Genomic DNA, 23,939 nt, shown 5'->3' on the forward strand with positions numbered 1-23,939 from the left:
TTACGCGCACGTCATCCTGCAGAAAGGACATCATGCATAGACCCCAAGACATACCCCCGGTGGAAGTGCCGCCGCTCGATCCGAACCCTGACCGGGAACCGGTTCCGGATCAAAATCCGGAATGAGGCGCCATACGCATGCACACGCCGCAAGAAATCCCTCCGACCGCGCCACCGCCGCCCAGGGATATTCCACCGGACGAGTACAACCCGATCGAAGACCCGCCTGTCAATCCTGAGCAGCCGGGCATCCCCGAGCCTCCCGAAATACCGGTCAAGATGGCATAGACAGGTGTAGCGGAATGGTCTGAAACCGATTCCTATGAGGAGTACAGCAACATGGCAACCAGCACTCTTGATCCCGACGTTTTGCCGACGTCGGATCGCCAGTTGAACAAAGGCCACGACAATCACGCGCTCGGCCCGGGCGACAGTTCGGACAGCGGCAGCGACATGACCGATCTCGCCACCGAAGCCGACAGCGACTCCAACGGTACCGGAGAGCGCGGTTCGGTTGAACGTGGCGACCGGGTCCGCCTCCGGGAAATGCCGGAGGCGATGGAGCAGGTTGCCGGCGACAATGAAAGCGGCGAAGACATCGTTGCCGACGACGACATCGTCGCTGTCGACGAACAGGACCTGGTGCAGCAAGGACATAGCGCCAGGCAGGAAAAGCAGACCAGGCGCGACCACGACCTCGACGAGGCGCTGGAGGATACCTTTCCGGCCAGCGACCCCGTCAATCTGACGTCCGAACTGCCCCAAAAGGTCGCAAAAGTCCCGAGCTCCCGATAAATCCCGGGTTTAACCGAGCGATCCGGAAGCCTTGCTCCAGCTCGTTTCCGGTTGCCAGAATCCTGTCCGGCACCTATACTGCCGGGGTAGCATTGCCTTGGGTATCCTGCGAATGACCATTCGCCGGATTTAATCGGGAAGCCGGTGCGTTCGTCCTTCAGGACAAACCATTCCGGCGCTGCCCCCGCAACGGTAAGCGAAGCAGGGAATTTGCATCACGCCACTGTGTTTTCAAAACATGGGAAGGCGCAGATTCCGGCGCCGGTCTTTTGACCATCGCCCTTCGCGAGCCCGGAGACCGGCCCTCGGCGAACGACTTGTTTGTATCGCGGAGGGCGATCGACGGACTGCTTCCCGGAATGTTGCCATTTCCCCCGCACCCGCGTTGTGTCCTTGTTTTTCCTCCGTGATCGTTGCACGCGCTGTTTCAGCGCGTGAATATGGCTTATCCGAAGGAAACCAGATGGCACTTCTCACCGGCGCATCCGTACACGACACCAGCGCAATCGATTCCACCAGCGGCACGCAACTCTGGCGCGACCGCATCCTGCCGGGCCTGCTGGCGCTGGCGTTCGGCGCAGCCCTGATCTATGCCGCCGGCTTCGCTTCCAGGGTGGAGTTGCATAACGCCGCCCACGACGGCCGCCACTCGGCCGGCTTTCCCTGCCACTAAGACATCGAGCGGAATAGCGTCATGATCAATCTCGCGGTATTGCGGCGGATCGCCTCCGTCGTCCTGTTGGCGGGCGCGCTTGCCGGCCTGTTGCTGAGCGGCGTGCAGCAGTTGCAAGTCTCCAGGATCATCCTGCAGGCGGAAGTCTATGAAGAAGCGGCCGCCGCCGAGGCGCACCGGCAGGCGCATGCGGCCGCAGCTCCTGCCGTTCCTGCCGCAGCCCACGAGCAAGAACATGCGCATGAAGGCGGCGAATGGGAGCCGGCCAACGGCTTCGAGCGCAGCGCCTACACCGTGCTGGCCAACGTCAGCATGGCGATCGGTTTTGCCCTGTTCCTCGCCGCCGCCATCGTCATCAGCGGCAGGCAGGTGACATGGCGTTCCGGCTTGTTGTGGGGCGTGGCCGGTTATCTGGTGTTCTTCGTCGCGCCGTCGCTGGGCCTGCCGCCGGAAGTGCCCGGCACGGTCGCCGCGCCGCTGCATGCGCGCCAGTTGTGGTGGGTCATGACGGCCGGGCTGACCGCCGCCGGCCTCGGTCTGGGCGTGTATGCGCGCCACTGGGCGCTGAAGCTGCTGGGACTGGCCTTGCTGGTCGTGCCGCACGCGATCGGCGCGCCGCATCCGGCCGTGCACGGCGGCGCCGCGCCCGAAGAGTTGGCGCAAGCCTTCATCCATGCCACTGCGCTGGCCAACGGCGTGTTCTGGCTGACGCTGGGCGGACTGACCGGTTACTTCTACAAGAAATTCGCCTGAATCGGGCAAGGAAATCCCAGATGCCGATCCGGCCCGTGGTGGCCGGATCGGCATTTTAGCCAAAGAAAGCCTATGAGAACCCATCACCGGCACGTGCTGATGTGCACCGGCCCGCGTTGCACGGAAGACGGCGTACTGGCCGAAGCCATGTTCGCCGTGCTCGGCGAGCAGATCGACGCGCGTCCCGAATTGCGCGTCAAGCGCACGCGCACCCACTGCATGGTGGCGTGCAAGGCGCAGGCGCCGGTCGTGGTGGTGTATCCCGAAGGCGTCTGGTACCGCTGCGAAGACGCCGCCGCGGTCGAGCGCGTGGTGGTCGAGCATCTCGAAGGCGGGCGGGAAGTCGCCGACCTGATTTTCCACCGTCTCGGCAGCGGCGACGTCCATCCCGAGGAGCCGGACAATGTCTGAGCGCGCAGCGCAAACGACGACTGCCGCACCTGCGCGCATCGCCGTGCTGACGCATGCGTCCACCGATCTCGCCATCCTGCACCATGCACTGACGCAATTGCCGGCGGATTTTCCGGCGACGGTCGGCATCAATCTGCAGGGCGTGGAAAGCGAAGCGCGCATGAGCGAGTTGCTGCAGGCCGAACTGGCCGATGCCGACATCATCGTGCTGCGCATCCTCGGCCGTCTCGGCAGCATCGCCGGTTTTGCCGGGTTGTTGCGTCACGCACAGCACCGGGGACGCCATCTGATTGCGCTCAGCGGCGCCGGAGAGCCGGACGCCGAACTGGCGGCGGTATCGACGGTACCGACCGATGTGCTGCGCGAGGCGCTGGCGTATTTCCACGGCGGCGGCAGCGTCAACCTGGCGCAATTCTTACGCTTTGTGTCGGACCGTTTGCTGCTGACCGGTTTCGCTTACGAGCCTGCAGTGGCTTTGCCCGACCACGGCATCTATCATCCCGATCTGGAACAGGACGCGGGCATTGCGGACTGGTTGCGGCTGCGCATGGATGTCACCGGTCGCCGCAAGCCCGCGGCCGGCATCATCTTCTATCGCGCGCATTGGATGAGCGGCAACACGCGCTTCATCGACGCCCTGATCACGGCGCTGGAACAACGCGGCATGGACGTGCTGCCGATCTTCACGGCGTCGCTGCGCACCTCGGCGGCGGATTCCGATCTGCCGGCGGCGCTCAGTTATTTCTCAGGCGAGCAGGGCACCCACGTTGACGTGCTGATCAACACCACGTCCTTCGCCATGGGCGAGATCACGCCGGGCGGACCGACGCCGGCAGGCTGGTCGGTTTCGGTGCTGGAAAAACTCAATGTTCCGGTATTGCAAGCCATGACCAGCGGCATGACCCAGGAACAATGGGAAGTCTCCACGCGCGGCATGAACCCGCTCGATGCAGCCATGAACGTGGTCCTGCCCGAATTCGACGGCCGCATCATCAGCGTGCCGCTGTCGTTCAAGGCGCAGGCGGCGGGCGTGTCGGGCGATGTGGTGGAATTCCGGCCGGTGGCCGACCGCGTCGAACGCATCGCCGGCCTGGCCGCGCGCTTCGCTCGCCTGCGCGCGCTCGACAACGCCGACAAGCGCATCGCCTTCATCTTCACCAATTCCAACAGCAAGGCTGCGCAGATCGGCAACGCCGTCGGCCTCGATGCGCCGGCCTCGCTGATGCGCATCCTCGAGGCCATGCGCGACGCCGGCTACGCCATCGGCGACTTGCCCGAGAGCGGCAGCGCGCTGATCCACACGCTGGTCGACCGTTGCTCCTACGACAATACCTATCTCACCAGCGAGCAATTGCAGCACGCCGTCGACCACGTGCCGGCGCAGCGCTACGCGCAATGGTTCGCCGAGCTGCCGCAAGCGCTGCAACAAAAAATGGAAGCGCAATGGGGCGCGGCGCCCGGCGAAGCCTACGTCCACGACAACCAACTGGCGTTTGCCGGCGTCGAACTCGGCAATGCCTTCGTCGCCTTGCAGCCGCCACGCGGCTACGGCATGGACCCGGATGCCATCTATCACCAGCCCGACCTGCCGCCGACGCATCATTACTACGGCCTGTACCGCTGGCTCAGCGACGAGTGGGGCGCGGACGCCATCGTCCACGTCGGCAAGCACGGCACGCTGGAATGGTTGCCCGGCAAGGGCGTCGGCCTGTCGGAAAATTGCTTTCCCGACGCGCTGCTGGGCGACATGCCGCTGTTCTACCCCTTCATCATCAACGACCCCGGCGAAGGCTCGCAAGCCAAGCGGCGCGGCCATGCCGTCGTGGTCGATCACCTGACGCCGCCGATGACCACCGCCGACAGCTACGGCGCGCTGGCGCAACTGACGCAACTGGTCGACGAGTATTACCAGGTCGAAGTGCTGGACCCGTCCAAGCTGCCGTTGTTGCAGCAGCAGATATGGGAACTGGTCAAGCAGACCAATCTCGACAGCGACTTGCAGATGAAGCTGCTGCATCACGACCATGACCACGGTCATGAGCACGGTCATCACCATCACGGACACGATCACCCGCATGATCACCCGCACGACCACGGCCACGAGGGCGAACTGCCGGAAGCCTTGAGCGCCATGGGCGGCTCCGACGTCGCCCACCTGATCGAAGACCTCGACGGCTACCTGTGCGAACTCGGCGCAGCGCAGATCCGCGACGGTTTGCACATCCTCGGCCGCGCGCCCGATGCGGCACAGATGCCCGACATGCTGGTGTCGCTGACGCGTCTGCCGAACCAGGATATCCCCGGCCTGCCGGAGGAAATGGCGCGCCTGTTCGGGTTCAAGCTCGACATGCTGCTGGAAAACAAAGGCCAGCGTCTCAACGCCGACAGCGCGCTGGCGCGCATCGCCGGGCGCGCCGTGGTCACGCGCGCCGACGCCATCGAAGCCATTGACGCTTTGTGCGTGCGCCTGATGCAGACGCTGCAGGACAACGGTTACCGGGCAGACGCCATCGACGGCATCCTGCAATCCATGTTCGGCGACCTCAGCATCGACAAGCCGCGCCTGCAAACCGCCACCGTGCGCCAGCCCGGCAGCATGCTCGGCCAGATGAAAATGCAGGCGCGCAGCAAACCTTCAGTCGCGGTGCAATCGATTGCGAAAGCGCCGCAACCGGCCGCGGACAAATTCGCCGCCTTGCGCCGCATCCTCGATTTCACCTGTCGCCAGTTGTTGCCCAACCTGCATCGCGCCGGCGACGAGATCGGCAATCTGTTGCTGGGCTTGTCGGGCGGCTACGTGCCGGCCGGTCCGAGCGGTTCGCCCACGCGCGGCATGGCGCATATCCTGCCGACCGGACGCAATTTCTATTCGATCGATCCGCGCAGCGTGCCGTCGCAATCGGCCTGGCGCGTCGGCCAGCAACTGGCGCGCGAAGTGCTGGAAAGGCATGTGCGCGAAACCGGCGACTATCCCGAAAGCGTCGCCATCAGCATCTGGGGCACCAGCGCCATGCGCACGCACGGCGACGACGTGGCGCAGATACTGTGCCTGCTCGGCGTGTGTCCGCTATGGCGCTCCGGCAATCGCCAGGTGTCCGGCATCGAAGTGGTGCCGTTGCAGGAGTTGCAACGGCCGCGCATCGATGTCACCACGCGCATCAGTGGCTTCTTCCGCGACGCCTTCCCGCAATTGATCGAGCTGATCGACGACGCCGTCAATGCCGTCATCGCGCTGGACGAGCCGCTCGATCAGAACTACGTACGCAAGCATTACCTGCAGGAACTGGGCGAGTGGATCGGCAAGGGCCTCGGCAAGGAGGAGGCTGAGGAGCGCGCCGCCTATCGCATCTTCGGGGCCAAGCCCGGCAGCTACGGCGCCGGCATCCTGCCGCTGATCCAGGAAAAAAACTGGCAGGCCGATGCCGATTTCGCCGAAGCCTACATCAACTGGGGCGGCTACGCCTATGCGCGAAAGACGCAAGGCAGCGACCAGCGCGAAGCCTTCCGCACGCGCCTGTCGGGCGTGCAGGTGGCCTTGCACAATCAGGACAACCGCGAGCACGACATCTTCGACAGCGACGATTACCTGCAATACCACGGCGGCATGATCGCCACCATCCGCGCCCTGACCGGCCGGCAGCCGCGCCATTATTTCGGCGACAGCCACGACCCGGCGCGCGCGCAGGTGCGTGACCTCAAGCAGGAGACGTTGCGCGTGTTCCGCTCGCGCGTGGTCAATCCGAAGTGGCTGGACAGCATCCAGCGCCACGGCTACAAGGGCGGCCTGGAATTGACCGCGACGGTCGATTATCTGTTCGGCTACGACGCCACCGCGCAAGTGATGGACGACTGGATGTACGAACAACTGGCGCAGACTTACGCCTTCGATCCCGGCATGCAGCGCTTCCTCGAAGAAGCCAATCCCTGGGCGCAGAACGCCATCGCCGAACGCCTGCTGGAAGCCGCCAGCCGCGGCATGTGGGCCGAGCCGCAGGCGCAGACGCTGGAAGAGCTGCGCCGGCTTTACCTGAAAAGCGAAACCCTGCTGGAGGCGCGCGGCGAAACTCCGCGCGGAGTCTGATATGAGTCTGTCCAACTTGCCGCCTTCGTTTCCCTTTACGGCCATCGTCGGCCAGCAGCAACTGAAGAACGCCTTGCTGTTGTGCGCGGTCGACGCCACGTTGGGCGGCGTGCTGATCCGCGGCGACAAAGGCACGGCCAAGAGTACCGCCGCACGCGCCCTGACGGCGGTGCTGCCGCCGGTCGAGCGCGTCGCCGGTTGCGCCTTCAATTGCCTGCCGGGCCAGCCTGTCGAACACTGCGCCGTGTGCCGCGGCGATGCGGCGACGATCTCGGCCCCGGTTCCGTTCGTGACTTTGCCGCTGGGTGCCACCGAAGACCGCGTGCTCGGCACGCTCGATCTGCAACGCGCCTTGCAAGGCGAGCCGAACGCCTTGCAGCCGGGCCTGCTGGCCGCCGCGCATCGCGGCATCCTCTACATCGACGAAGTCAACCTGCTGCCCGACCATCTGGTCGACGTGCTGCTCGACGTCGCCGCGATGGGCGTCAATTCGGTCCAGCGCGAAGGCTTGTCGGTGTCGCATCCGGCGCGCTTCACGCTGATCGGCACGATGAACCTGGAAGAAGGCGACCTGCGCCCGCAACTGCTCGACCGTTTCGGCCTCATGGTGGAAGTCGTCGCGCCGCGCGACAAGACGCTGCGCGCCGACGTGGTGCGCCGCCGCCTGGCCTATGAATCAGATCCGGCCGCTTACGCCGCGCAATGGCATGTTGAACAGGATGCCTTGCGCGCCCGCATCGCCGCCGCGCAAACGCTGTTGCCGCAAGTCGTCCTGAGCGACGCCTTGCTCGATCTGATCAGCCATTTGTGCTGCGAATTCGATGTCGCCAGCCTGCGCGCCGACATCGTCATGCACAAGACCGCGCGCGCATTTGCGGCGCTCGACGGTCGTCAACGCGTCACGCCCGACGACGTGCGCGCGGCGGCCGAACTGGTGCTGCCGCATCGGCGTCGCCGCAAGCCGTTCGAGCAGCCGGGGCTGGATCAGGACAAGCTCGACGACCTGATGCAGCAGGCAGGGCAAGCGCAGGAACCGCAAGGAAACGATGGCCAGGATCAATCGGATTCCACATCCGATAGCGAAGACCAATCGGACGGCGACGACAGCCTGCAGGTGTTCGCCGCCGCCGTCGTCGGCGAGGCGCGTCAGCTCAAAGTCGATGCGCCCGTGAATAAGGTCGCCACGCTCGCTGGCCGCCGCAGCGACTCTGGCGAAGCAAATGCCATGCGCGGCCGCATGATCCGCGCCGTGCCGGACAGTAATCCGGCCAGCCTGGCGGTCGGCGCAACATTGCGCAGCGCGGTGTTGCGCAGCGCCGCCGAAGGCCTGGAAGAGGGTGCCGCCGTGCAATTGCAGGCGGGCGATCTGCACGGCAAGGTCAAGGCCGGCAAGCACGCCAACCTGATCCTGTTCGTGGTCGACGCCTCCGGTTCGATGGCCGCGCAACGCCGCATGGAAGCGGTCAAGGGCGCAGTGCTGGCCTTGCTGACCGATGTCTACCAGCGCCGCGACCAGGTGGCGGTGATCGGCTTCCGCGGCGACAAGGCATCCATGCTGCTGGCGCCGACGCGCAGCGTCGATCTGGCCGAACAGGGCTTGCGCGAACTGCCGACCGGCGGCCGCACGCCGTTGCCGCATGCCCTGCAACTGGCTTTGCAGACGCTGGATCAAGCCATCGGTACGGCGCCGCCGTTGCTGGTTCTCCTCAGCGACGGCAAGGGCAATGTCGCTTTGGAAAACGGCGGCGATCCCTGGCGCGAGACGCTGGCGCTGGCCGAACAATTGGCGGCACGCGGCACGCCCGCGCTGGTGCTCGACACCGAAACCGGTTACGTGCGCCTCGGCCGCGCCGCGCAACTGGCGCAGGCGCTCGGCGCGGAGTGCATGACGCTGGAAGAATTGACCGCCGACAACCTGGCGCTGACGATTCGCGCTCGCATGGCCCAATAAAAATTGATGAAGGAATAACACATGATCATCTGCATCGGCGCAGGTCCCGGCGACATCGGCTACCTCACCCAACGCGGCGCGGAACTGATTCGCAACGCCGACGTGGTGGCGGGCTTCGATGCCGTCGTCAATGTCGTCCAAAGCATCATCCCGCCGACGGCGCAAGTCATCCTCATGGGTTACCGCGACCAGGTCGCCAAGCTCGATCTGGTTGCTGCCGCGCATCATGCCGGCAAGCGCTGCGTGGTGGTGTTCATGGGCGACATCCATTTCAGCGGCTTCCAGTACCTGGAACGCGTGGAGCGCGCCTGCGGCCATCCGGTCGAGACCTTGCCCGGCATTTCCTCGGCGCAAATCCTCGCTTCCCGCGCCAAGGTTTGCTTCGATGAAACCACCTTCATCACCTTCCATCGCCGCGGCGACCTGACGCCGTTCAAGCGCCATCTTGTGCATGTGCTCAATGACGGCCGCAATGCGATTGTGATACCGTGTCCCTGGGATGCGGCGCGCTCCTTCATGCCGCGCCATATCGCGGCCTACCTGCTGGAAAACGGCGTGCGGCCCGACCATCCGACCGAAGTCTGGGAAAACCTCACGCGTGGCGACGCCGAGTGGCATGGCTCACTGGCCGACTGCGTGGACAAGGAGTTCACCGACATGAGCATCATGCTGATTCGCACCCATACGCCCATGGACAGCCAGATCGAGCCGCCGCCGGCACAATCTGCGGAGGCCGCATGAGCGCAGTGCCTTACGCAACGACTGTTGACGATCCGGCAAGCTACGGCATCGTGATCGCCGGTCACGGCAGCCGCGACGCCGATGCCGTGCGCGAATTCGAAGCGCTGGTCGAGATCGTGCGCGCCCGTGCGCCCGGTCGCGTGGTGACGCACGGCTATCTCGAATTCTCCAGTCCGACCATCGGCGAAGCGGTCGACGCCAATCTGGCCGCCGGCAGCAAGCAGGTCGCCGTGGTGCCGGGCGTCTTGCTCGCCGCGCGCCACGCCAAGAACGACATGCCGGCCGAAGTGCTGGAACTGGCGCGCAGGCATCCCGACGTCGATTTCCATTTCGGCGCGGCCATGAACCTGCATCCGCAACTGCTGCAACTGGCGCAGGAACGCATCCTTGCCGCCGAAGCGCAATCCCCGCAAACCATCCGCCGCGACGACACCTGCCTGGTGCTGGTCGGACGCGGCACGACGGACCCCGACGCCAACGGCGACGTGTCGAAACTCGCGCGCATGCTGGAAGAAGGCATGGGCTTCGGCGGCGTCTACGTTTGCTATTCAGGCACCGCCAGACCGCTCGTCGCCGACGGCCTGCGCGCCGCCGCCTTGCTCGGTTTTGCGCGCATCGTCGTGCTGCCGTTCTTTCTGTTCGACGGCGTATTGGTCAAGCGCATCTATGCCGCCGCCGACGATTTGCAGCAGCGCGAGCCGGGGCTGGAAGTGTTGAAGGCGGGCTATCTCGGCGTGCATCCGAATGTCGCCGACGTCATGCTAGAACGCGCGCGCGAAGCGGTCGAAGGCCGCGCCGCGATGAATTGCTCGCTGTGCAAATATCGCGTGCAGATCATCGGTTTTGAAGAACAGATCGGCGAGCCGCAGCGCGCGCATCATTTGCAGGTGCGCGGCTTGCTGAATCGCGAAGCTCCCGCCGTCGGGTTGACAGCGGATTTTCCCTCGTATGTGCCGCATCCGATCGAGAAGGAAAGTTTTGACATCATCGCCGCCGGTCGCGACTGGTCGATGTTTCCGCCGGCGCACCTGACCGCGCTGCAACGGCTGGTGCACACCAGCGGCGACTTCAACGCGGTCGACGATATCTATTTTTCAGCCGGTGCGATCGACGCCGGCATCCGCGCCATCCTGCGCTGCAAACGCGTGGTGACCGACGTGACGATGGTGCAAACCGGATTGAAGCGCGCGCTGGTCGAACAGCTCGGCATCGAAACCTGGTGCGGCGTGCACGACCGCGAGACGCACCTGCTGGCGCAGGCGCAAGGCATCACGCGTTCGGCGGCAGGCGTGCGCCGCGCATGGGAAAAATTCGGCAACGACATCATCCTCGCCATCGGCGATGCGCCGACCGCGATTGCCGAAACCACGCGCCTGATCCGCGAGCACGGCTGGCGGCCGCAACTGGTGATCGGCCTGCCGGTCGGTTTTGTCGGTACGCGCGAAAGCAAGGACGACCTGCGCCGCTGCCTGCAAGTGCCGCGCATCACCAACAGCGGCACGCGCGGCGGTTCGCCGTGGGCGGCGACGGTGGTCAATGCGCTGATGATCGACGCCATCGCGCAGGTGATCGCAAGGCCGCAGGCGGAACAGGAAGCAGCGCAAGAAAATGCACGAACTTGAACGCGCCGAATTCGACCTCGCCGTGCCGGCCCCGAACGGCCTGCGGCGCGGCCGGACGACCGGCAGTTGCGCCACCGCTGCCGTGAAGGCGGCATTGACCATGCTGTTGCGCGGGGCAAGGATCGACAAGGCCGAAGTGAGCCTGCCGGACGGCAGGCATTACTTGGTGGTGCCGATACAGGACGTGCAGTGGCTCGATGCGGGCGACGACAAGCGCGTGCGCGCGGAAGTATTGAAGGACGGCGGCGACGATCCCGACAACACGCATGGCGCGACGATTTTCGCCGAGGTGGCGCGCAACGATGCCGGAGAGATCCGCTTCCTGGCGGCGTCCGGCGTCGGTACCGCGACCCGGCCGGGCTTGCGCGTGGCGGTCGGCGAACCGGCGATCAACCCGGTGCCGCGCCGGATGATGCGGCTGGCGGTGGCGGAGGTGCTGGAAGAATTGCATATGCAGGGCGAAACCGGTTTCGATCTCGCCATCGGTTGCGAAGACGGCCAACAGATCGCGCGGAAGACCTTCAATCCGCGCCTCGGGATTGTCGGCGGCATTTCGATTCTGGGCACCTCGGGCATCGTCGAGCCGATGTCGCTGGCGTCGTGGATTGCGTCGATCGAGGTGTATATCCGCGTCGCCCTGGCCGATGAGAGTCGGCCAAACGGCATTGCCGCCAGCGTGGCCTATTTGCCCGGCAAGATCGGTCGGACTTTCGCGCGCGATGAATTGGGCTTGCCGGAAGCACGCTCGGTGCAGATCGCCAATTTCCTCGGCGACGCGCTCGACTTCACGCAAGCGGCGTTGGCCGAGCAGGGCGGCGAACTGGAGGTGTTATGGCTGGCAGGACATCCCGGCAAGCTGGCCAAGGTGCTGGACGGCGTATGGGATACGCATTCCGGCAAGAGCAATATGGCGATGGGCGGCGTGGCCCGCGTGGCGGCGGAACTGGCGACCGAACTGGGATTCTCCGGCGCGCTGATCGCCGGGATAGAAAGTGCAAACACCGTGGAGGCAGCAATCGAACATCTCAGGAACGAACCGGGCGCGGCCGCTGCCGTCGCCGCGCTATGGCGCGCCATCGAAGCGCGCATCGCCGCGCTGGCGCAGGCGCGCGTGCCTTCGGTCAGGCGCGTCGAGGTGCGTTTGTTCGACCTCGACGGCAACCTGCTGGGAGGTCGGGTATGAAGCCGGGCATATTCTGGGGCATCGGCGTCGGTCCCGGCCCGGCGGGCTATCTGCCGCTGGCGGCCATGCAGGCTTTGCAGCAGGCCGACCTGATTTACGTGCCGCGCGCCAGGAGCGCCGATACTTCGGTCGCGCTGCAATGTCTCGAAGGTGTCGCCATCGCGACCGACCGCCTGCGCGAAATCGAGTTCAACATGGACCCCGACCGCAACGTCCTGCGCGAACATTACGCGCAACTGGCGCAAGGCATCGCCGCCGAATTGCAGGCCGGACGCAGCGTCGCTTACCTGACCATCGGCGACACGCTGACGTATTCGACTTACGGTTATGTGCTGGCGGCGCTGCGCGATTTGTTGCCGGAGTTTCCGCACCGGACTTTTCCCGGCATCACCAGCTATGCCTCGGCGGCAGCCGCGCTGGACTGGCCGCTGGGCGTGGGCAAGGAGCGCACGTTGATCCTGCCGTGCCCGGACGATCCGGCCGGCTTGCAGCGCGAGATCGAGACCCACGACATCGTGGTGCTGATGAAGATCGGCGCGCGCCTGCCGTGGGTGCTGGCCTTGCTCAAGGAAATGGGCATCGCCGGACATTGCGCCTTCGCCCGGCGCATCGGATTGGATGGCGAAGTATTGGCGAACGATTTAAGCGAACTCGAAGCAGGCGAGCGGGACCATGCCGTGAGCGGCTACCTGGCCACCATGCTGATTCGCAAGACCGCATTGGAAAAGAGGCATCGGACATGAAGGTATATTTCGTAGGCGCCGGTCCCGGCGCTCCCGACCTGATCACGCTGCGCGGCGCCAGGCTGCTCGGCGACGTGCGGATGGTGTTGTATGCCGGTTCGCTGGTGCCGACGGAGATGCTCCGGCACTGCCGCCACGACGCCGAGATGATCGACACCGCGCAACTCGACCTGGAACAGCAGCAGGCTTGCTACGAACGCGCCCAAGCGCAAGATATCGACGTCGTGCGCCTGCATTCGGGCGATCCGGCGATTTACGGCGCGACGGCCGAGCAGATGCGTCGCCTCGACGCGCTCGGGATCGCCTATGAAGTGGTGCCCGGCGTATCGTCGTTCACCGCCGCCGCCTCGGCGGTCACGGCCGAACTGACCAAGCCGGAAGTGTCGCAGACCGTGATCCTGACGCGTGTTTCCGGCCGCGCCTCGGCGGTGCCGGAGCTGGAATCGATTGCGCGCCTGGCGGCACATCAAGCGACCATGTGCATCTTCCTGTCGGGGCCACACCTGAAGAAGATCGTCGCCGACCTGCGCCTGCATTATCCCGACAGCACGCCGGTCACGCTGGTCTATCGCGCCACCTGGCCCGATCAGCGCGTCTACCAGGGCACGCTGGCCACTGTGCTCGAAGAGACCAGGCGCGGCGCCTGGAACCTGACCACGATGATGTTGGTGGGCGCGGCGCTGGACAAGGGCGCGCAGGTCGAGTCGAGTTTGTATTCCAAGGATTTCACGCATCTGTTCCGCGTGGTGAAGAAGAACAAAGACAAGCCAGAGCCCGCGGAAATTTCCGCTACCGTACATGAGGTCCGATCATGAGCAATCCAGTGCAAAACACGCAGGCAAACAACCTTGGCATCTGGCTGGTGCGGTCCGAGTGCGAGGCCTTGGCGGCGCGTTTGCAAGGACAACTGGGCGGTACGCTGTACCGGCCCTGGCTTAATGCCGGCATTCCGCAGAAGCAGCAATTCCGCGCCTCTTACCGCCATCAGGGCCAATGGGTCATGCTGGCGGCCAGCGGCGTGGCGGTGCGCTTCCTCGAAGGTTTGCCGCAGGACAAGCAGACCGATCCGGCGGTGGTGCTGCTCGATGAGGCCGGGCGCTTTGCGGTGTCGTTGTTGGGCGGTCATGAAGGCGGCGGCAACCGGCTGGCGTATCGCGTCGCCAATGTCGTCGGCGCGGTGCCGGTGGTGACGACCGCGACCGAGGCGTTGAAGCCGCTGGTGCTCGGCATCGGTTGCCGCAAGAACACGCCGGCGGAAAAAATCGCCGCCGCCGTGACGCATGCGCTGGCCTTGTTGGGGCGGCAGATCGGCGATGTGCGCGAAGTGGCGACCATCGATCTGAAGGCGGAAGAACCCGGCTTGCTGACCTTTTGCGCCACCAACGAATTGCCACTGCGGGTGATCGCGGCGTCCGATGTCGCGGCGCGCGGCTGGGTCACGGCGCCATCGGAATGGGTGCAAAAGAATGTCGGCGTCGATGGCGTGTGCGAACCCTGCGCCCTGATCGCCAGTTCGCGCGGCGTACTGGCCTTGCCGAAGACGGCGCTCGAAGGCGTGACGGTGGCGGTGGTGGAAGATATCGGCCTGCCTGACAAGGATATGCGGGCGGGCGAACAATGAAAAAGAAAGCGATGCAATGAGTGGCGTATTGAACCTGGTCTCGGTCGGCCCCGGCTTTGAAGACCTGATCGTGCCGCGCGCCGTGGCCGCGGTGCGCGACAGCGACGTGATCGTGGCTTACGAGTTGTACCTGCGCTGGATCGCGCCGCACATCGAAGGCAAGCAGATCCATACGCCGCCGCTGACGCAGGAGCGCGAACGCGCCCTGCTGGCGATCGAGAAGGCGCGCGACGGCGCGAAGGTGGCGCTGATTTCGAGCGGCGACATCGGCATCTACGCGATGGCGGCGCTGGCCTTCGACGAAATGCGCGAGGATGACGACTATGAAGTCAACGTCATCCCCGGCGTGACATCGGCCAACGCCTGCGCATCGCTGCTGGGTTCGCCGCTGTCGCACGACTTCGCCACGCTGAGCCTGTCGAACCTGCTGTGTCCGTGGGAGTGGATAGAGAACCGCGCGCGCCACATCGCGCAAGCCGATCTCGCCTGCGTGCTGTACAACGTGCAAAGCGCCGGTCGCCAGGAAGGCGTCTATCGCATCCTCAAGCTGATGCTGGAATCGAAGGCGCCGCATACCCTGTGCGGCGTGGTCAGGAATGCTTATCGCCCCGGCCAGCAAGTCAGCATCCATCGCCTCGACGAATTGCCGTCATTGCAGTTCGACATGCTGACCAGCATCGTCATCGGCAACCGTTTTACCCGGCGCAAGCGCGGCTACATCTTCACGCCGCGCGGCTATAACGACTGGCGCGACGAATCGAAAGCCGCAACGGAAGAACCCGCCTTGCCGTCGCAGGCGGTATGGGTGTTCGCCGGCACCGGCGACGGCAACGCGCTGGCGCGGCAACTTGCGCAGCAAGGCCATCGGGTGGTGGTGTCGACCGCGACCGAATACGGCGGCGAGCTGGCCTTGCAGGATTGTCCCGACGTCGCGGTCTGGGCCGGGCGCCAGGGCGTCGAAGCGCGCAAGCAGGCCTTGCTGCGGCACGAGGCGCGCGTGCTGGTCGACGCCACGCATCCTTACGCCACGCTGATGTCGCAGCAACTGATGGGCCTGTCGCACAGCCTCGGCATTCCATATCTGCGCTATGAGCGCCCGAGCGGCATCGCCGACAGCGACGCGCAGGTGTGCGAGTCGATGGAACAGGCCGCGGAACGGGCAATCGCCAGCAGCGAACGCATCTTCCTCGCCACCGGTTCCAAGGACATCGCCGCCTTTTTGCAGGCGCCGGGCGCGGACAGGAAGCAATGGTTCGTGCGCGTGACCGCCGAGCCGGAATTCATCCAGCGCGCCATCGATCTCGGTATTCCGCGCAGCCGCATCTGCGCGATGCAGGGACCGTTTTCGCAGGCGTTCAACCAGGCCTTGTGGAGCGACTGGAACATCGATTGCGTCGTCACCAAGGATTCCGGCGACGCCGGCGGTTATCGCGCCAAGGCGGAGGCGGCCAGGGCGCTGGGCATTGCGCTGCTGACGGTGCGCCGTCCGGCGCTGGCTTATCCGGTGCAGACGGATAATCTGGACGATGCTTGCGCGCAGGTGCAGCGCTGGCTGCCGCAAAGCAAGCAGGCATGATGCAGTCGCAGCGCATTCCCGTCACGGTTGTCACCGGCTTCCTCGGCGCCGGCAAGACGACCTTGCTGCGCAGCCTGGTGCAGCGCCGCCAGACGCGCCGGCTCGCCCTGCTGATCAATGAGTTCGGCGAGGCGACGATCGACGGCGACCTGATGCGCGCCAGCGCGGACGACCTGGAACAGGTGCGCATCCACGACTTTTCTTACGGCCTGATCGCCTACGGTGGAGACGAGCGGTTTGTGCCGACCATGCTGGCGCTGGCGGCGCGTCGTGCGCAGATCGATCATGTACTGATCGAAACCTCGGGACTGGCTTTGCCGACGGCCGTCATGGAAAGCTTGCAAACGCCGGAACTGGCCGCGCATTTCATCCTCGATGCCACGCTGGCGGTGGTCGATACGCCCTTGCTGCTGGACAACCGTTTTACACAAGGCAACGCGGAGCGCGGAGCCGATATGGCAGTCGCGGACATCTTCGGGCGCCAGCTTGAATATGCCGACGTCGTCGTGCTCAACAAGATCGACGCGCTGGATGAAGCGCAATTGCTGGATGCAGAGCAGCGCGTGCGCGCGTGTGCGCCGAATGTGCGTTTCCTGGAACTGGCCGGCAAGGCGCAACTCGACATCCGGCTGGCGCTCGGCCTGCGGCTGCATCAGCCGACCTTGCAGGCGCACCAGCACACGGGGCAAAACACCTACACGCATGTGCGCATGCCCGGCGCGGATGCCAGCGTGCTGACCGACCAGGGACGTCTCAACGGCCATTCGCATTCGGGTCTCGGCGCGCACAGCCACGGGCTGGCGACGCACAAGCATTTCCACGAACAAGACCCGGGCTGGCTGTCGTTCACGCTGCGCAGTCACTCGCCGCAACCGGCGGAAAAATTGAAGCAGGCCATCGCCGAGGCGGCAAGGAGCGAGCCTATCCTGCGCACCAAGGGCTTCGTGCGCACGCTGGACGGCAAGCGCGCGCAACTGGTGCAGGGCGTGCGCACGCGCGTGACGATTAATGCAGATGCGGCCGACTCTGCCAGTGAGAACAGGGAAACCGACAAGTCGGAACTGGTCTTCATCGGCTATCACCCGAGCCGCAGCAAGGTGGCAGCCTTGCTTTCCGCGCTGACTGGTACACACTGGAAGTAGAGACAGAAAGAACAGCCATGAAAACCGACCCCGAATCGCACAAGCGCATGACCCAGCGCCACAAGGAAGGCTTCGAAAAAAAGAAAGCCGCCGCGCAAAAGGAAAAAGGCTTGCTGATCGTCAACACCGGCACCGGCAAGGGCAAGTCCAGCGCCGCTTTCGGCATGGGCATGCGCATCCTCGGCCACGGCATGAAGCTGGGCGTGGTGCAGTTCATCAAGGGCGCCTTGTACAGCGCCGAGCGCGATTTCCTCGGCGGCCATGCTAATTGCGATTTCCATGTGGTTGGCGCCGGCTACACCTGGGACACGCAAGACCGCGATGCCGACATGCAGACCGCCGCTCGCGGCTGGACCGAAGCGGTGCGCATGATCCGCGATCCGTCCTACGACATGGTGATCCTCGACGAGATGAACATCGTCCTCAAATACCAGTACCTCGATTTGCAGGAGGTGCTGGACGTCTTTGCCGCGCGCCGCGAGATGCTGCATATCGTCGTCACCGGCCGTCACGCGCCCGATGCGCTGATCGACCAGGCCGACCTGGTCAGCGAAATGCGCCCGCTCAAGCATCCTTACAAGGAGCAGGGCATCAAGGCGCAAAAGGGCGTGGAGTTCTGATCATGCAGACCGCATCGTCCGGCCCGTCGGCGCATTGCCCGGCGCTGTTCATTACCGCGCCCGGCTCCCATCACGGCAAAACCACCGTGACGGCGGCGCTCGCGCGCTGGCATCGCTCGCAGGGCAGCAAGGTGAGGGTGTTCAAGACCGGGCCGGATTTCCTCGATCCGACTGTCCTCGAGCGCGCCAGCGGCAATCCGGTGTATCAGCTCGATCTGTGGATGATGGGCGTGGCGGAATGCCGTCGCCTGTTGCACGAAGCCGCGCAACAGGCCGACCTGATCCTGGTGGAAGGCGTGATGGGCCTGTTCGACGGCGAGCCGTGCAGCGCCGATCTGGCCGAATTGCTGAAGCTGCCGGCCGCCGCCGTGGTCAATGTTGCGGGCGTCGCGCAGACGCTGGGAGCGATCGGCTACGGGCTGGCGCATTACCGTCCTGGCTTTCCTCTGATCGGCGTGCTGGCCAACGGTGTCGCCAGCACGCGCCACGAAGAGATGCTGCGCCAGGGCATGCCGCACGGCGTCGACTACCTGGGCGGGATACCACGCGACCTGCAGTTCGCGTTGCCGGAGCGCCATCTCGGATTGGTGCCGGCGGCGGAAGTCGCCGACCTCGACCAGCGCATCAATGCGGCCGCGGCGGCCATCGGCGTCACCGAACTGGCGCGCATGCCGGCGCCGGTGGCGTTTGCCGCGCCGGGACAGGATGCGACGCCGTTGGCGGCGCTGCTGCAAGGCCGGCGCATTGCCGTTGCGCGTGACCGGGCGTTTTCCTTCATCTATCCAGGCAATCTCGATTTGCTGCGGCGGCTCGGCGCGGAACTGGCATTTTTTTCACCGTTGCACGATGCGGCGCTGCCGCCGGCCGATAGCGTGTATTTGCCGGGCGGCTATCCCGAATTGCATCTGCAGGAACTGGAGGGCAATGTTGCCATGGGGCAATCGTTGCGCGACCATTGCGCCGCCGGCAAGCCGCTGTATGCGGAGTGCGGCGGCTTGCTGTACCTGCTCGACAGCCTGACCGACAAGGACGGCAAACGCGCGCGCCTGCTCGGCATTCTGTCCGGGCAGGCAGTCATGCAGCGGCGCCTGCAGGGGCTGGGTTACCAGACCGTCGCCATGCCGCAGGGCAAGCTGCGCTGCCATACCTTCCATTATTCGACGACGGTCACGGCGATGGCGGCGGCCTTTATCGGCGAGCGCCTCTACGATACGTCCGACGGCGAACGCGTGTATCGTGCGCAAGGCGTCACGGCGACCTATCTGCATGCCTATTTCGCATCGTCGCCGCAAGCGGCGGCGGCCCTGTTCCTGCCGCAGACGGAGGCGGTATGAGTCATCGTTACAGCCAGCCGGACATCGACGCCGTCTACCGCGTCATCGCGGAGCGGCGCGACATCCGTCATTTCCTCCCGGACACGATTGATCCCGCGTTGCTGCGCCGCCTGCTGCAGGCGGCGCACCTCGGTCCCAGCGTCGGCTTCATGCAGCCCTGGCGTTTCATCCGCATTGCGGAGAGGGACAGGCGCAACGCCATTCATGCGCTGGTGGAACAGGAACGCATCCTGACCGCGCAGGCATTGAACGAGCGCGAAGACGAATTCATGCGACTCAAGGTCGAAGGCATCCGCGAATGCGGCGAAGTACTGGTGGCTGCGCTGATGGATGGCCGCGAGCGTCATGTGTTCGGCCGCCGCACCTTGCCGGAGATGGATCTGGCCTCGGTCGCCTGCGCGATCCAGAACATGTGGCTGGCGGCGCGCGCCGAAGGCATCGGCATGGGCTGGGTGTCGCTGTTCGACGCGGACAAGCTGGCGGCCTTGCTGGCGATGCCGGCGGGCGCGCGGCCGGTGGCGGTGATCTGCCTGGGCCATGTCAGGGAATTTTATGCGCGTCCCATGCTGGAGCAGGAAGGCTGGGCGGCGCGGCAATCGCTGGACGATCTGGTGTACAGCGACCTATGGGGCAACAAGGAAAACAAGGAATGAGCGAGGGTATTTTGAATCAGCGCACTTTGATATTCGGCGGCGCGCGTTCGGGCAAGAGCGCCCAGGCGGAACGATTGGCCGCCGCCGCCGGCAAGCCGGTGACGTATATCGCCACGGCCGCAATCGGCGACGACGAGATGGCGGCGCGCATTGCCGCGCACCGGCGGCAGCGCGGCGCGCACCATGCCGATTGGGAAACCGTGGAAGAGCAGCTCGCGCTGGGCGACGCCATCGCCCGCTGCAGCACGTCCGGCAATGTGGTGCTGGTTGATTGCCTGACGGTGTGGCTGTCGAACCTGCTGTTTTCGGAAAACCGGGACTACCCCGAGGTCGGCGAGGTAGAGCCGCCGCCGCGCTTTGCCGTGGAGCGCGCGCGCCTGCTGCAAGTCCTGGCGCAAGTCGAAGGCGAGGTAGTGCTGGTGTCCAATGAAGTCGGCATGGGCATCGTGCCGCAAGGCGCGGTCTCGCGCTGGTTCGTCGATGAGGCCGGACGCCTCAACCAGGCGGTCGCGGCGATCTGCGAACGCGTGCAGTTCGTCGCCGCCGGTTTGCCGCTGGAGCTGAAAGGACGCGCATGCTGAGCGGCATCGATCTGGCGCTGCTGGCCTTGCTGATGACGGCGGGGGTGGCAATCGACCGGCTGCTCGGCGAAACGCCGCGCTGGCATCCGCTGGTCGGTTTCGGCCGTTATGCGAATCTGCTTGAGCGTATTTTCAACCGTTCCCGGGGCAGCTACGGGCGCGGCGCGCTGGCATGGACATTGGCGGTGCTGCCGCCGGCAGCGCTGTCGTGCTGGATCACGCTGCTGCTGGCGCAGCGATCGCTCTGGCTGGCGGCTGCCTGGCATGTGTTGCTGCTGTATTTCTGCCTCGGCCTGCGCAGTTTGCATGACCACGCGATGCCGATTGCGCGCGCCCTGCAATCGGGCGACCTGGCGGCTGCGCGTCGACTGACGGGACGCATCGTCAGCCGCGACACCGGCGCCTCGCAGGAAACCGATCTGGCCAAGGCCGCCGTCGAATCACTGCTGGAAAACGGCAACGACGCCGTGTTCGGCACCTTGTTCTGGTTCGCTGTGGCGGGCGGCCCGGGCGCACTGCTGTTTCGCCTGTCCAACACGCTGGATGCCATGTGGGGTTACCGCACGCCGCGTTTCCTGGCGTTCGGCTGCGCGGCGGCGCGCATCGACGACGCGCTCAACTGGATGCCTGCGCGCCTGACGGCCTGGTCTTACGCCTTGCTCGGCGACTGGCGCCAGGCGCGCGCTTGCTGGCGAACGCAGGCGCCGGCATGGAGCAGTCCCAACGCCGGTCCGGTGATGTCGGCGGGCGCCGGAGCGCTCGGCCTGACCTTGGGCGGCGCGGCGATCTACGACGGCGCGGTTGAACAACGCCCGTCGCTCGGCATCGGCCGCGACGCCGTCGCCGGCGACATCGCACGCGCCTGGAAACTGGTGTCGCGCAGCGTCATGCTGTGGCTGACCGTGATGCTGCTGGCGTCCTGCATTGCCGCGTTCGGAGGCTTGTATGCTTGAACACGGCGGCAACCTCAACGACGCCGTGATCCGTTACGGCATTGCGCGCGCCGACTGGCTGGACTTGTCGACCGGCATCAATCCGCATCCTTATCCCGCGCCGGTCCTGCGCGCCGATGCCTGGCACCGGCTGCCGGAACCGAGCGCGGAACTGGTCGCCGCCGCTTGCGACTACTACGGCGCGTCCACCATGCTGCCGGTATCCGGCACGCAGGCGGCGATCCAGGCCTTGCCGCAATTGCGCCTGGGCGACGCCGGCGTGTCGCGCGTGGCCGTCGCAGCGCCCGCCTATGCCGAACACGCGCATCGCTGGACGCGGGCAGGGCATGCCGTGCGCGAGATTGCCTATGCGGATTTGCCGGCGGCGGTGGGGGCTTGCGACGTCATGGTGATCTGCAATCCCAACAACCCGACCGGCGCCAGCGTCGAACCCGATACCTTGCTCGCCTGGGCGCGGCATCTGGCGGAACGCGGCGGCTGGCTGGTGGTCGATGAGGCGTTCGGCGACACCGTGCCGGCGCTAAGCGTCGCCGCCCATGCCGGCAAACATCCCGGCCTGATCGTGCTGCGCTCGGTCGGCAAGTTCTTCGGTCTGGCAGGCCTGCGGCTGGGATTTGTCGCCGCCCACGAGACCATCCTGCACGCTTTGCGCGACTGGCTCGGTCCCTGGTCGGTCAGCGGCCCTGCGCAACAGATCGGCATGGCGGCGCTGACCGACATTACCTGGCAGCGGGCCATGCGCGCGCGGTTGCTGGACGAAGGCGAGCGGCTGCAATCCCTGCTGGCCGAATGCGGCATCCGCTCCAGCGGCAGCGCGCTCTATCAATGGTGGCCGCAGCCGGCGGCGGCGGCCTTTCATAGCTGGATGGCGCAGCAGGGCATCTGGGTGCGGCTGTTCATGCGCGGCGCCGGCGGCATCCGCATCGGTCTGCCGCCGAACGAGCAAGGCTGGCGCGACCTGCGCGCAGCCTTGCTCGGCTGGTTCGAGATGTCGGGCATGGCGAGGGAAAAGGTGTCGCGTGGCTGATCGCGAGTTTCCGTTCCACACATTGATGGTGCAGGGCACGACCTCCGACGCCGGTAAAAGCACCGTGGTCGCCGCGCTGTGCCGCCTGCTGCACCGGCAAGGGATCAAGGTGGCGCCGTTCAAGCCGCAGAACATGGCCCTGAACAGCGCGGTCACCGGCGACGGCGGCGAAATCGGCCGCGCGCAAGCCTTGCAGGCGCAGGCCGCCGGCATCGCCCCGCACACCGACATGAACCCGGTGCTGCTGAAACCGTCCAGCGACACCGGCGCGCAGGTGATCGTGCACGGCAAGGTGCGCGCCGACATGAACGCGCGCGATTACCACCGCTACAAGACCAGCGCCATGGAAGCGGTGCTGGCGTCTTACCATCGCCTGCGCGCGCAATACGGCGTGGTGCTGGTGGAAGGCGCCGGCAGCCCGGCCGAGATCAACCTGCGCGCGCGCGACATTGCCAACATGGGCTTCGCCGAAGCGGTCGATTGTCCGGTGGTCTTGGTGGCGGACATCGACCGCGGCGGCGTGTTCGCGCATCTGATCGGTACGCTGGACTGCCTCTCCGCGAGCGAGCGGAAACGCGTGATCGGCTTCGTGATCAATCGCTTTCGCGGCGACATCAGCCTGTTGCAACCGGGACTGGACTGGCTGGAAGAGCGCACCGGCAAACCGGTGCTGGCGGTGCTGCCGTATCTGCACGGCCTGCACCTGGACGCCGAAGACGCCGTCGCGTCGAGCCAGAGCGCCAAGGGCAGGTTTCGCGTGATCGTGCCGGTGTTGCCGCGCATCAGCAACCATACCGATTTCGACGCGTTGCGCGCACATCCGGATGTCGACTTGCGCTTCGTCGGCCCGGGCCAGCCGATTCCGGCGGCCGACCTGATTGTTTTGCCGGGCAGTAAAAACACCCGCAACGACCTTGCCTGGCTCAAGCAGCAAGGCTGGCCCGAGGCCATCCGCAGGCATTTGCGCTATGGCGGCAAGCTCATCGGCATTTGCGGCGGCTTCCAGATGCTGGGCGCCAGCGTCGACGATCCGCACGGCGTGGAAGGCGCGCCTGGCGGCATGGCGGGACTCGGCCTGCTGGACATGAGCACGGAACTGACACAACGCAAGCAATTGCTGCAAGTCGCGGGGCATTGCGCTTTCGGCGACGGCGCAGCGGCGGTCAGCGGCTATGAGATCCATATGGGCGTGTCCGACGGCGCGGCGTTGCAGCGTCCCGCATTCGTGATCGGCGGCAGCCCGGAAGGCGCGCGATCGGCGGACGATCAGATCCTCGGCAGTTATCTGCATGGCATGTTCGACACGCCGCAGGCGTTTGCCGCATTGTTGAAATGGGCGGGACTGGACGGCGTCGATGCCGTCGATCTCAACCAATTGCGCGAACAAAGCCTGGAGCGGATCGCGGATGCCGTCTCGCCGTTGTTCGAGGCATTGTGCGAAAAAAAGCCTGTCTCTTGAACGAGACAGGCTGAAGGGACT

The 23,939-nt window shown here is 65.5% G+C and carries 21 protein-coding genes and 1 riboswitch; all 21 genes read left to right on the top strand.

Annotation, left to right across the window (positions count from 1 at the left end):
- Positions 1 to 338 precede the first annotated feature (338 nt).
- The 21 genes from RV1423_RS07610 to RV1423_RS07710 all read left to right on the top strand — a co-directional run bounded on the left by RV1423_RS07610 (position 339) and on the right by RV1423_RS07710 (position 23,918).
- Positions 339 to 794: a hypothetical protein gene (locus RV1423_RS07610; protein WP_034295007.1), complete on the top strand. Its 456-nt coding sequence runs from the start codon at positions 339 to 341 to the stop codon at positions 792 to 794.
- An 82-nt stretch (positions 795 to 876) separates the two neighbouring features.
- A riboswitch (cobalamin riboswitch) is annotated at positions 877 to 1,116 on the top strand.
- A gap of 141 nt (positions 1,117 to 1,257) precedes the next feature.
- Positions 1,258 to 1,467, top strand: coding sequence for a CbtB domain-containing protein (locus RV1423_RS07615; protein ID WP_034295011.1), 210 nt, complete (start codon positions 1,258 to 1,260; stop codon positions 1,465 to 1,467).
- A gap of 21 nt (positions 1,468 to 1,488) precedes the next feature.
- Positions 1,489 to 2,220 (top strand): CbtA family protein, encoded by a 732-nt coding sequence (locus RV1423_RS07620; protein ID WP_197034896.1) that lies wholly within the window; start codon positions 1,489 to 1,491, stop codon positions 2,218 to 2,220.
- A 72-nt stretch (positions 2,221 to 2,292) separates the two neighbouring features.
- Positions 2,293 to 2,631, top strand: a complete 339-nt coding sequence (locus tag RV1423_RS07625) for a ferredoxin (protein WP_197034897.1) — start codon at positions 2,293 to 2,295, stop codon at positions 2,629 to 2,631.
- The gene (locus RV1423_RS07630; protein ID WP_034295014.1) at positions 2,624 to 6,712 is read left to right on the top strand and encodes a cobaltochelatase subunit CobN; all 4,089 of its coding nucleotides are present in this window, start codon (positions 2,624 to 2,626) and stop codon (positions 6,710 to 6,712) included. The genes RV1423_RS07625 and RV1423_RS07630 overlap by 8 nt, the downstream gene beginning before the upstream one ends.
- A gap of 1 nt (position 6,713) precedes the next feature.
- Complete coding sequence (locus RV1423_RS07635; protein WP_034295016.1) at positions 6,714 to 8,663, top strand: putative cobaltochelatase; 1,950 nt, start codon at positions 6,714 to 6,716, stop codon at positions 8,661 to 8,663.
- Between the two features lie 21 nt (positions 8,664 to 8,684).
- Complete coding sequence (locus tag RV1423_RS07640) at positions 8,685 to 9,404, top strand: cobalt-precorrin-7 (C(5))-methyltransferase (RefSeq protein WP_034295018.1); 720 nt, start codon at positions 8,685 to 8,687, stop codon at positions 9,402 to 9,404.
- Positions 9,401 to 11,026: a precorrin-8X methylmutase gene (locus RV1423_RS07645; RefSeq protein WP_051516550.1), complete on the top strand. Its 1,626-nt coding sequence runs from the start codon at positions 9,401 to 9,403 to the stop codon at positions 11,024 to 11,026. The genes RV1423_RS07640 and RV1423_RS07645 overlap by 4 nt, the downstream gene beginning before the upstream one ends.
- Entirely contained in the window at positions 11,013 to 12,209 is a 1,197-nt protein-coding gene (cbiD, locus tag RV1423_RS07650; RefSeq protein ID WP_034295021.1) for a cobalt-precorrin-5B (C(1))-methyltransferase CbiD, read from the top strand. Before RV1423_RS07645 ends, cbiD begins: the two co-directional genes overlap by 14 nt.
- Entirely contained in the window at positions 12,206 to 12,952 is a 747-nt protein-coding gene (gene cobI, locus RV1423_RS07655) for a precorrin-2 C(20)-methyltransferase (protein ID WP_034295023.1), read from the top strand. Before cbiD ends, cobI begins: the two co-directional genes overlap by 4 nt.
- Positions 12,949 to 13,767 carry a precorrin-4 C(11)-methyltransferase gene (cobM, locus tag RV1423_RS07660; protein WP_034295025.1) on the top strand — a complete coding sequence of 273 codons (819 nt, stop codon included), beginning with the start codon at positions 12,949 to 12,951 and terminating at the stop codon, positions 13,765 to 13,767. The genes cobI and cobM overlap by 4 nt, the downstream gene beginning before the upstream one ends.
- A complete protein-coding gene (locus tag RV1423_RS07665; RefSeq protein WP_034295028.1) occupies positions 13,764 to 14,573 on the top strand; it encodes a cobalamin biosynthesis protein in 810 nt (269 codons plus the stop codon). The genes cobM and RV1423_RS07665 overlap by 4 nt, the downstream gene beginning before the upstream one ends.
- A 16-nt stretch (positions 14,574 to 14,589) precedes the next feature.
- On the top strand, positions 14,590 to 16,149 hold the full coding sequence (cobJ, locus tag RV1423_RS07670; RefSeq protein ID WP_034295030.1) for a precorrin-3B C(17)-methyltransferase: 1,560 nt from the start codon (positions 14,590 to 14,592) through the stop codon (positions 16,147 to 16,149).
- Positions 16,146 to 17,291: a GTP-binding protein gene (locus tag RV1423_RS07675; RefSeq protein ID WP_081768738.1), complete on the top strand. Its 1,146-nt coding sequence runs from the start codon at positions 16,146 to 16,148 to the stop codon at positions 17,289 to 17,291. The genes cobJ and RV1423_RS07675 overlap by 4 nt, the downstream gene beginning before the upstream one ends.
- A 17-nt stretch (positions 17,292 to 17,308) precedes the next feature.
- Positions 17,309 to 17,911: a cob(I)yrinic acid a,c-diamide adenosyltransferase gene (cobO, locus tag RV1423_RS07680; RefSeq protein ID WP_034295033.1), complete on the top strand. Its 603-nt coding sequence runs from the start codon at positions 17,309 to 17,311 to the stop codon at positions 17,909 to 17,911.
- A gap of 2 nt (positions 17,912 to 17,913) precedes the next feature.
- A complete protein-coding gene (locus tag RV1423_RS07685) occupies positions 17,914 to 19,245 on the top strand; it encodes a cobyrinate a,c-diamide synthase (RefSeq protein ID WP_034295036.1) in 1,332 nt (443 codons plus the stop codon).
- The gene (gene bluB, locus RV1423_RS07690; RefSeq protein ID WP_034295039.1) at positions 19,242 to 19,898 is read left to right on the top strand and encodes a 5,6-dimethylbenzimidazole synthase; all 657 of its coding nucleotides are present in this window, start codon (positions 19,242 to 19,244) and stop codon (positions 19,896 to 19,898) included. The genes RV1423_RS07685 and bluB overlap by 4 nt, the downstream gene beginning before the upstream one ends.
- Positions 19,895 to 20,479 carry a bifunctional adenosylcobinamide kinase/adenosylcobinamide-phosphate guanylyltransferase gene (gene cobU, locus RV1423_RS07695; protein ID WP_034295040.1) on the top strand — a complete coding sequence of 195 codons (585 nt, stop codon included), beginning with the start codon at positions 19,895 to 19,897 and terminating at the stop codon, positions 20,477 to 20,479. Before bluB ends, cobU begins: the two co-directional genes overlap by 4 nt.
- Positions 20,473 to 21,432: an adenosylcobinamide-phosphate synthase CbiB gene (gene cbiB, locus RV1423_RS07700; protein WP_034295041.1), complete on the top strand. Its 960-nt coding sequence runs from the start codon at positions 20,473 to 20,475 to the stop codon at positions 21,430 to 21,432. The genes cobU and cbiB overlap by 7 nt, the downstream gene beginning before the upstream one ends.
- Complete coding sequence (gene cobD, locus RV1423_RS07705) at positions 21,425 to 22,459, top strand: threonine-phosphate decarboxylase CobD (RefSeq protein WP_051516551.1); 1,035 nt, start codon at positions 21,425 to 21,427, stop codon at positions 22,457 to 22,459. Before cbiB ends, cobD begins: the two co-directional genes overlap by 8 nt.
- Before the next feature lie 25 nt (positions 22,460 to 22,484).
- Positions 22,485 to 23,918 carry a cobyric acid synthase gene (locus RV1423_RS07710; protein ID WP_197034902.1) on the top strand — a complete coding sequence of 478 codons (1,434 nt, stop codon included), beginning with the start codon at positions 22,485 to 22,487 and terminating at the stop codon, positions 23,916 to 23,918.
- The last annotated feature ends 21 nt before the right edge of the window (positions 23,919 to 23,939 follow it).

The sequence above is a fragment of the Herbaspirillum sp. RV1423 genome (genome assembly GCF_000577615.1).
Lineage (GTDB): Bacteria > Pseudomonadota > Gammaproteobacteria > Burkholderiales > Burkholderiaceae_D > Herbaspirillum.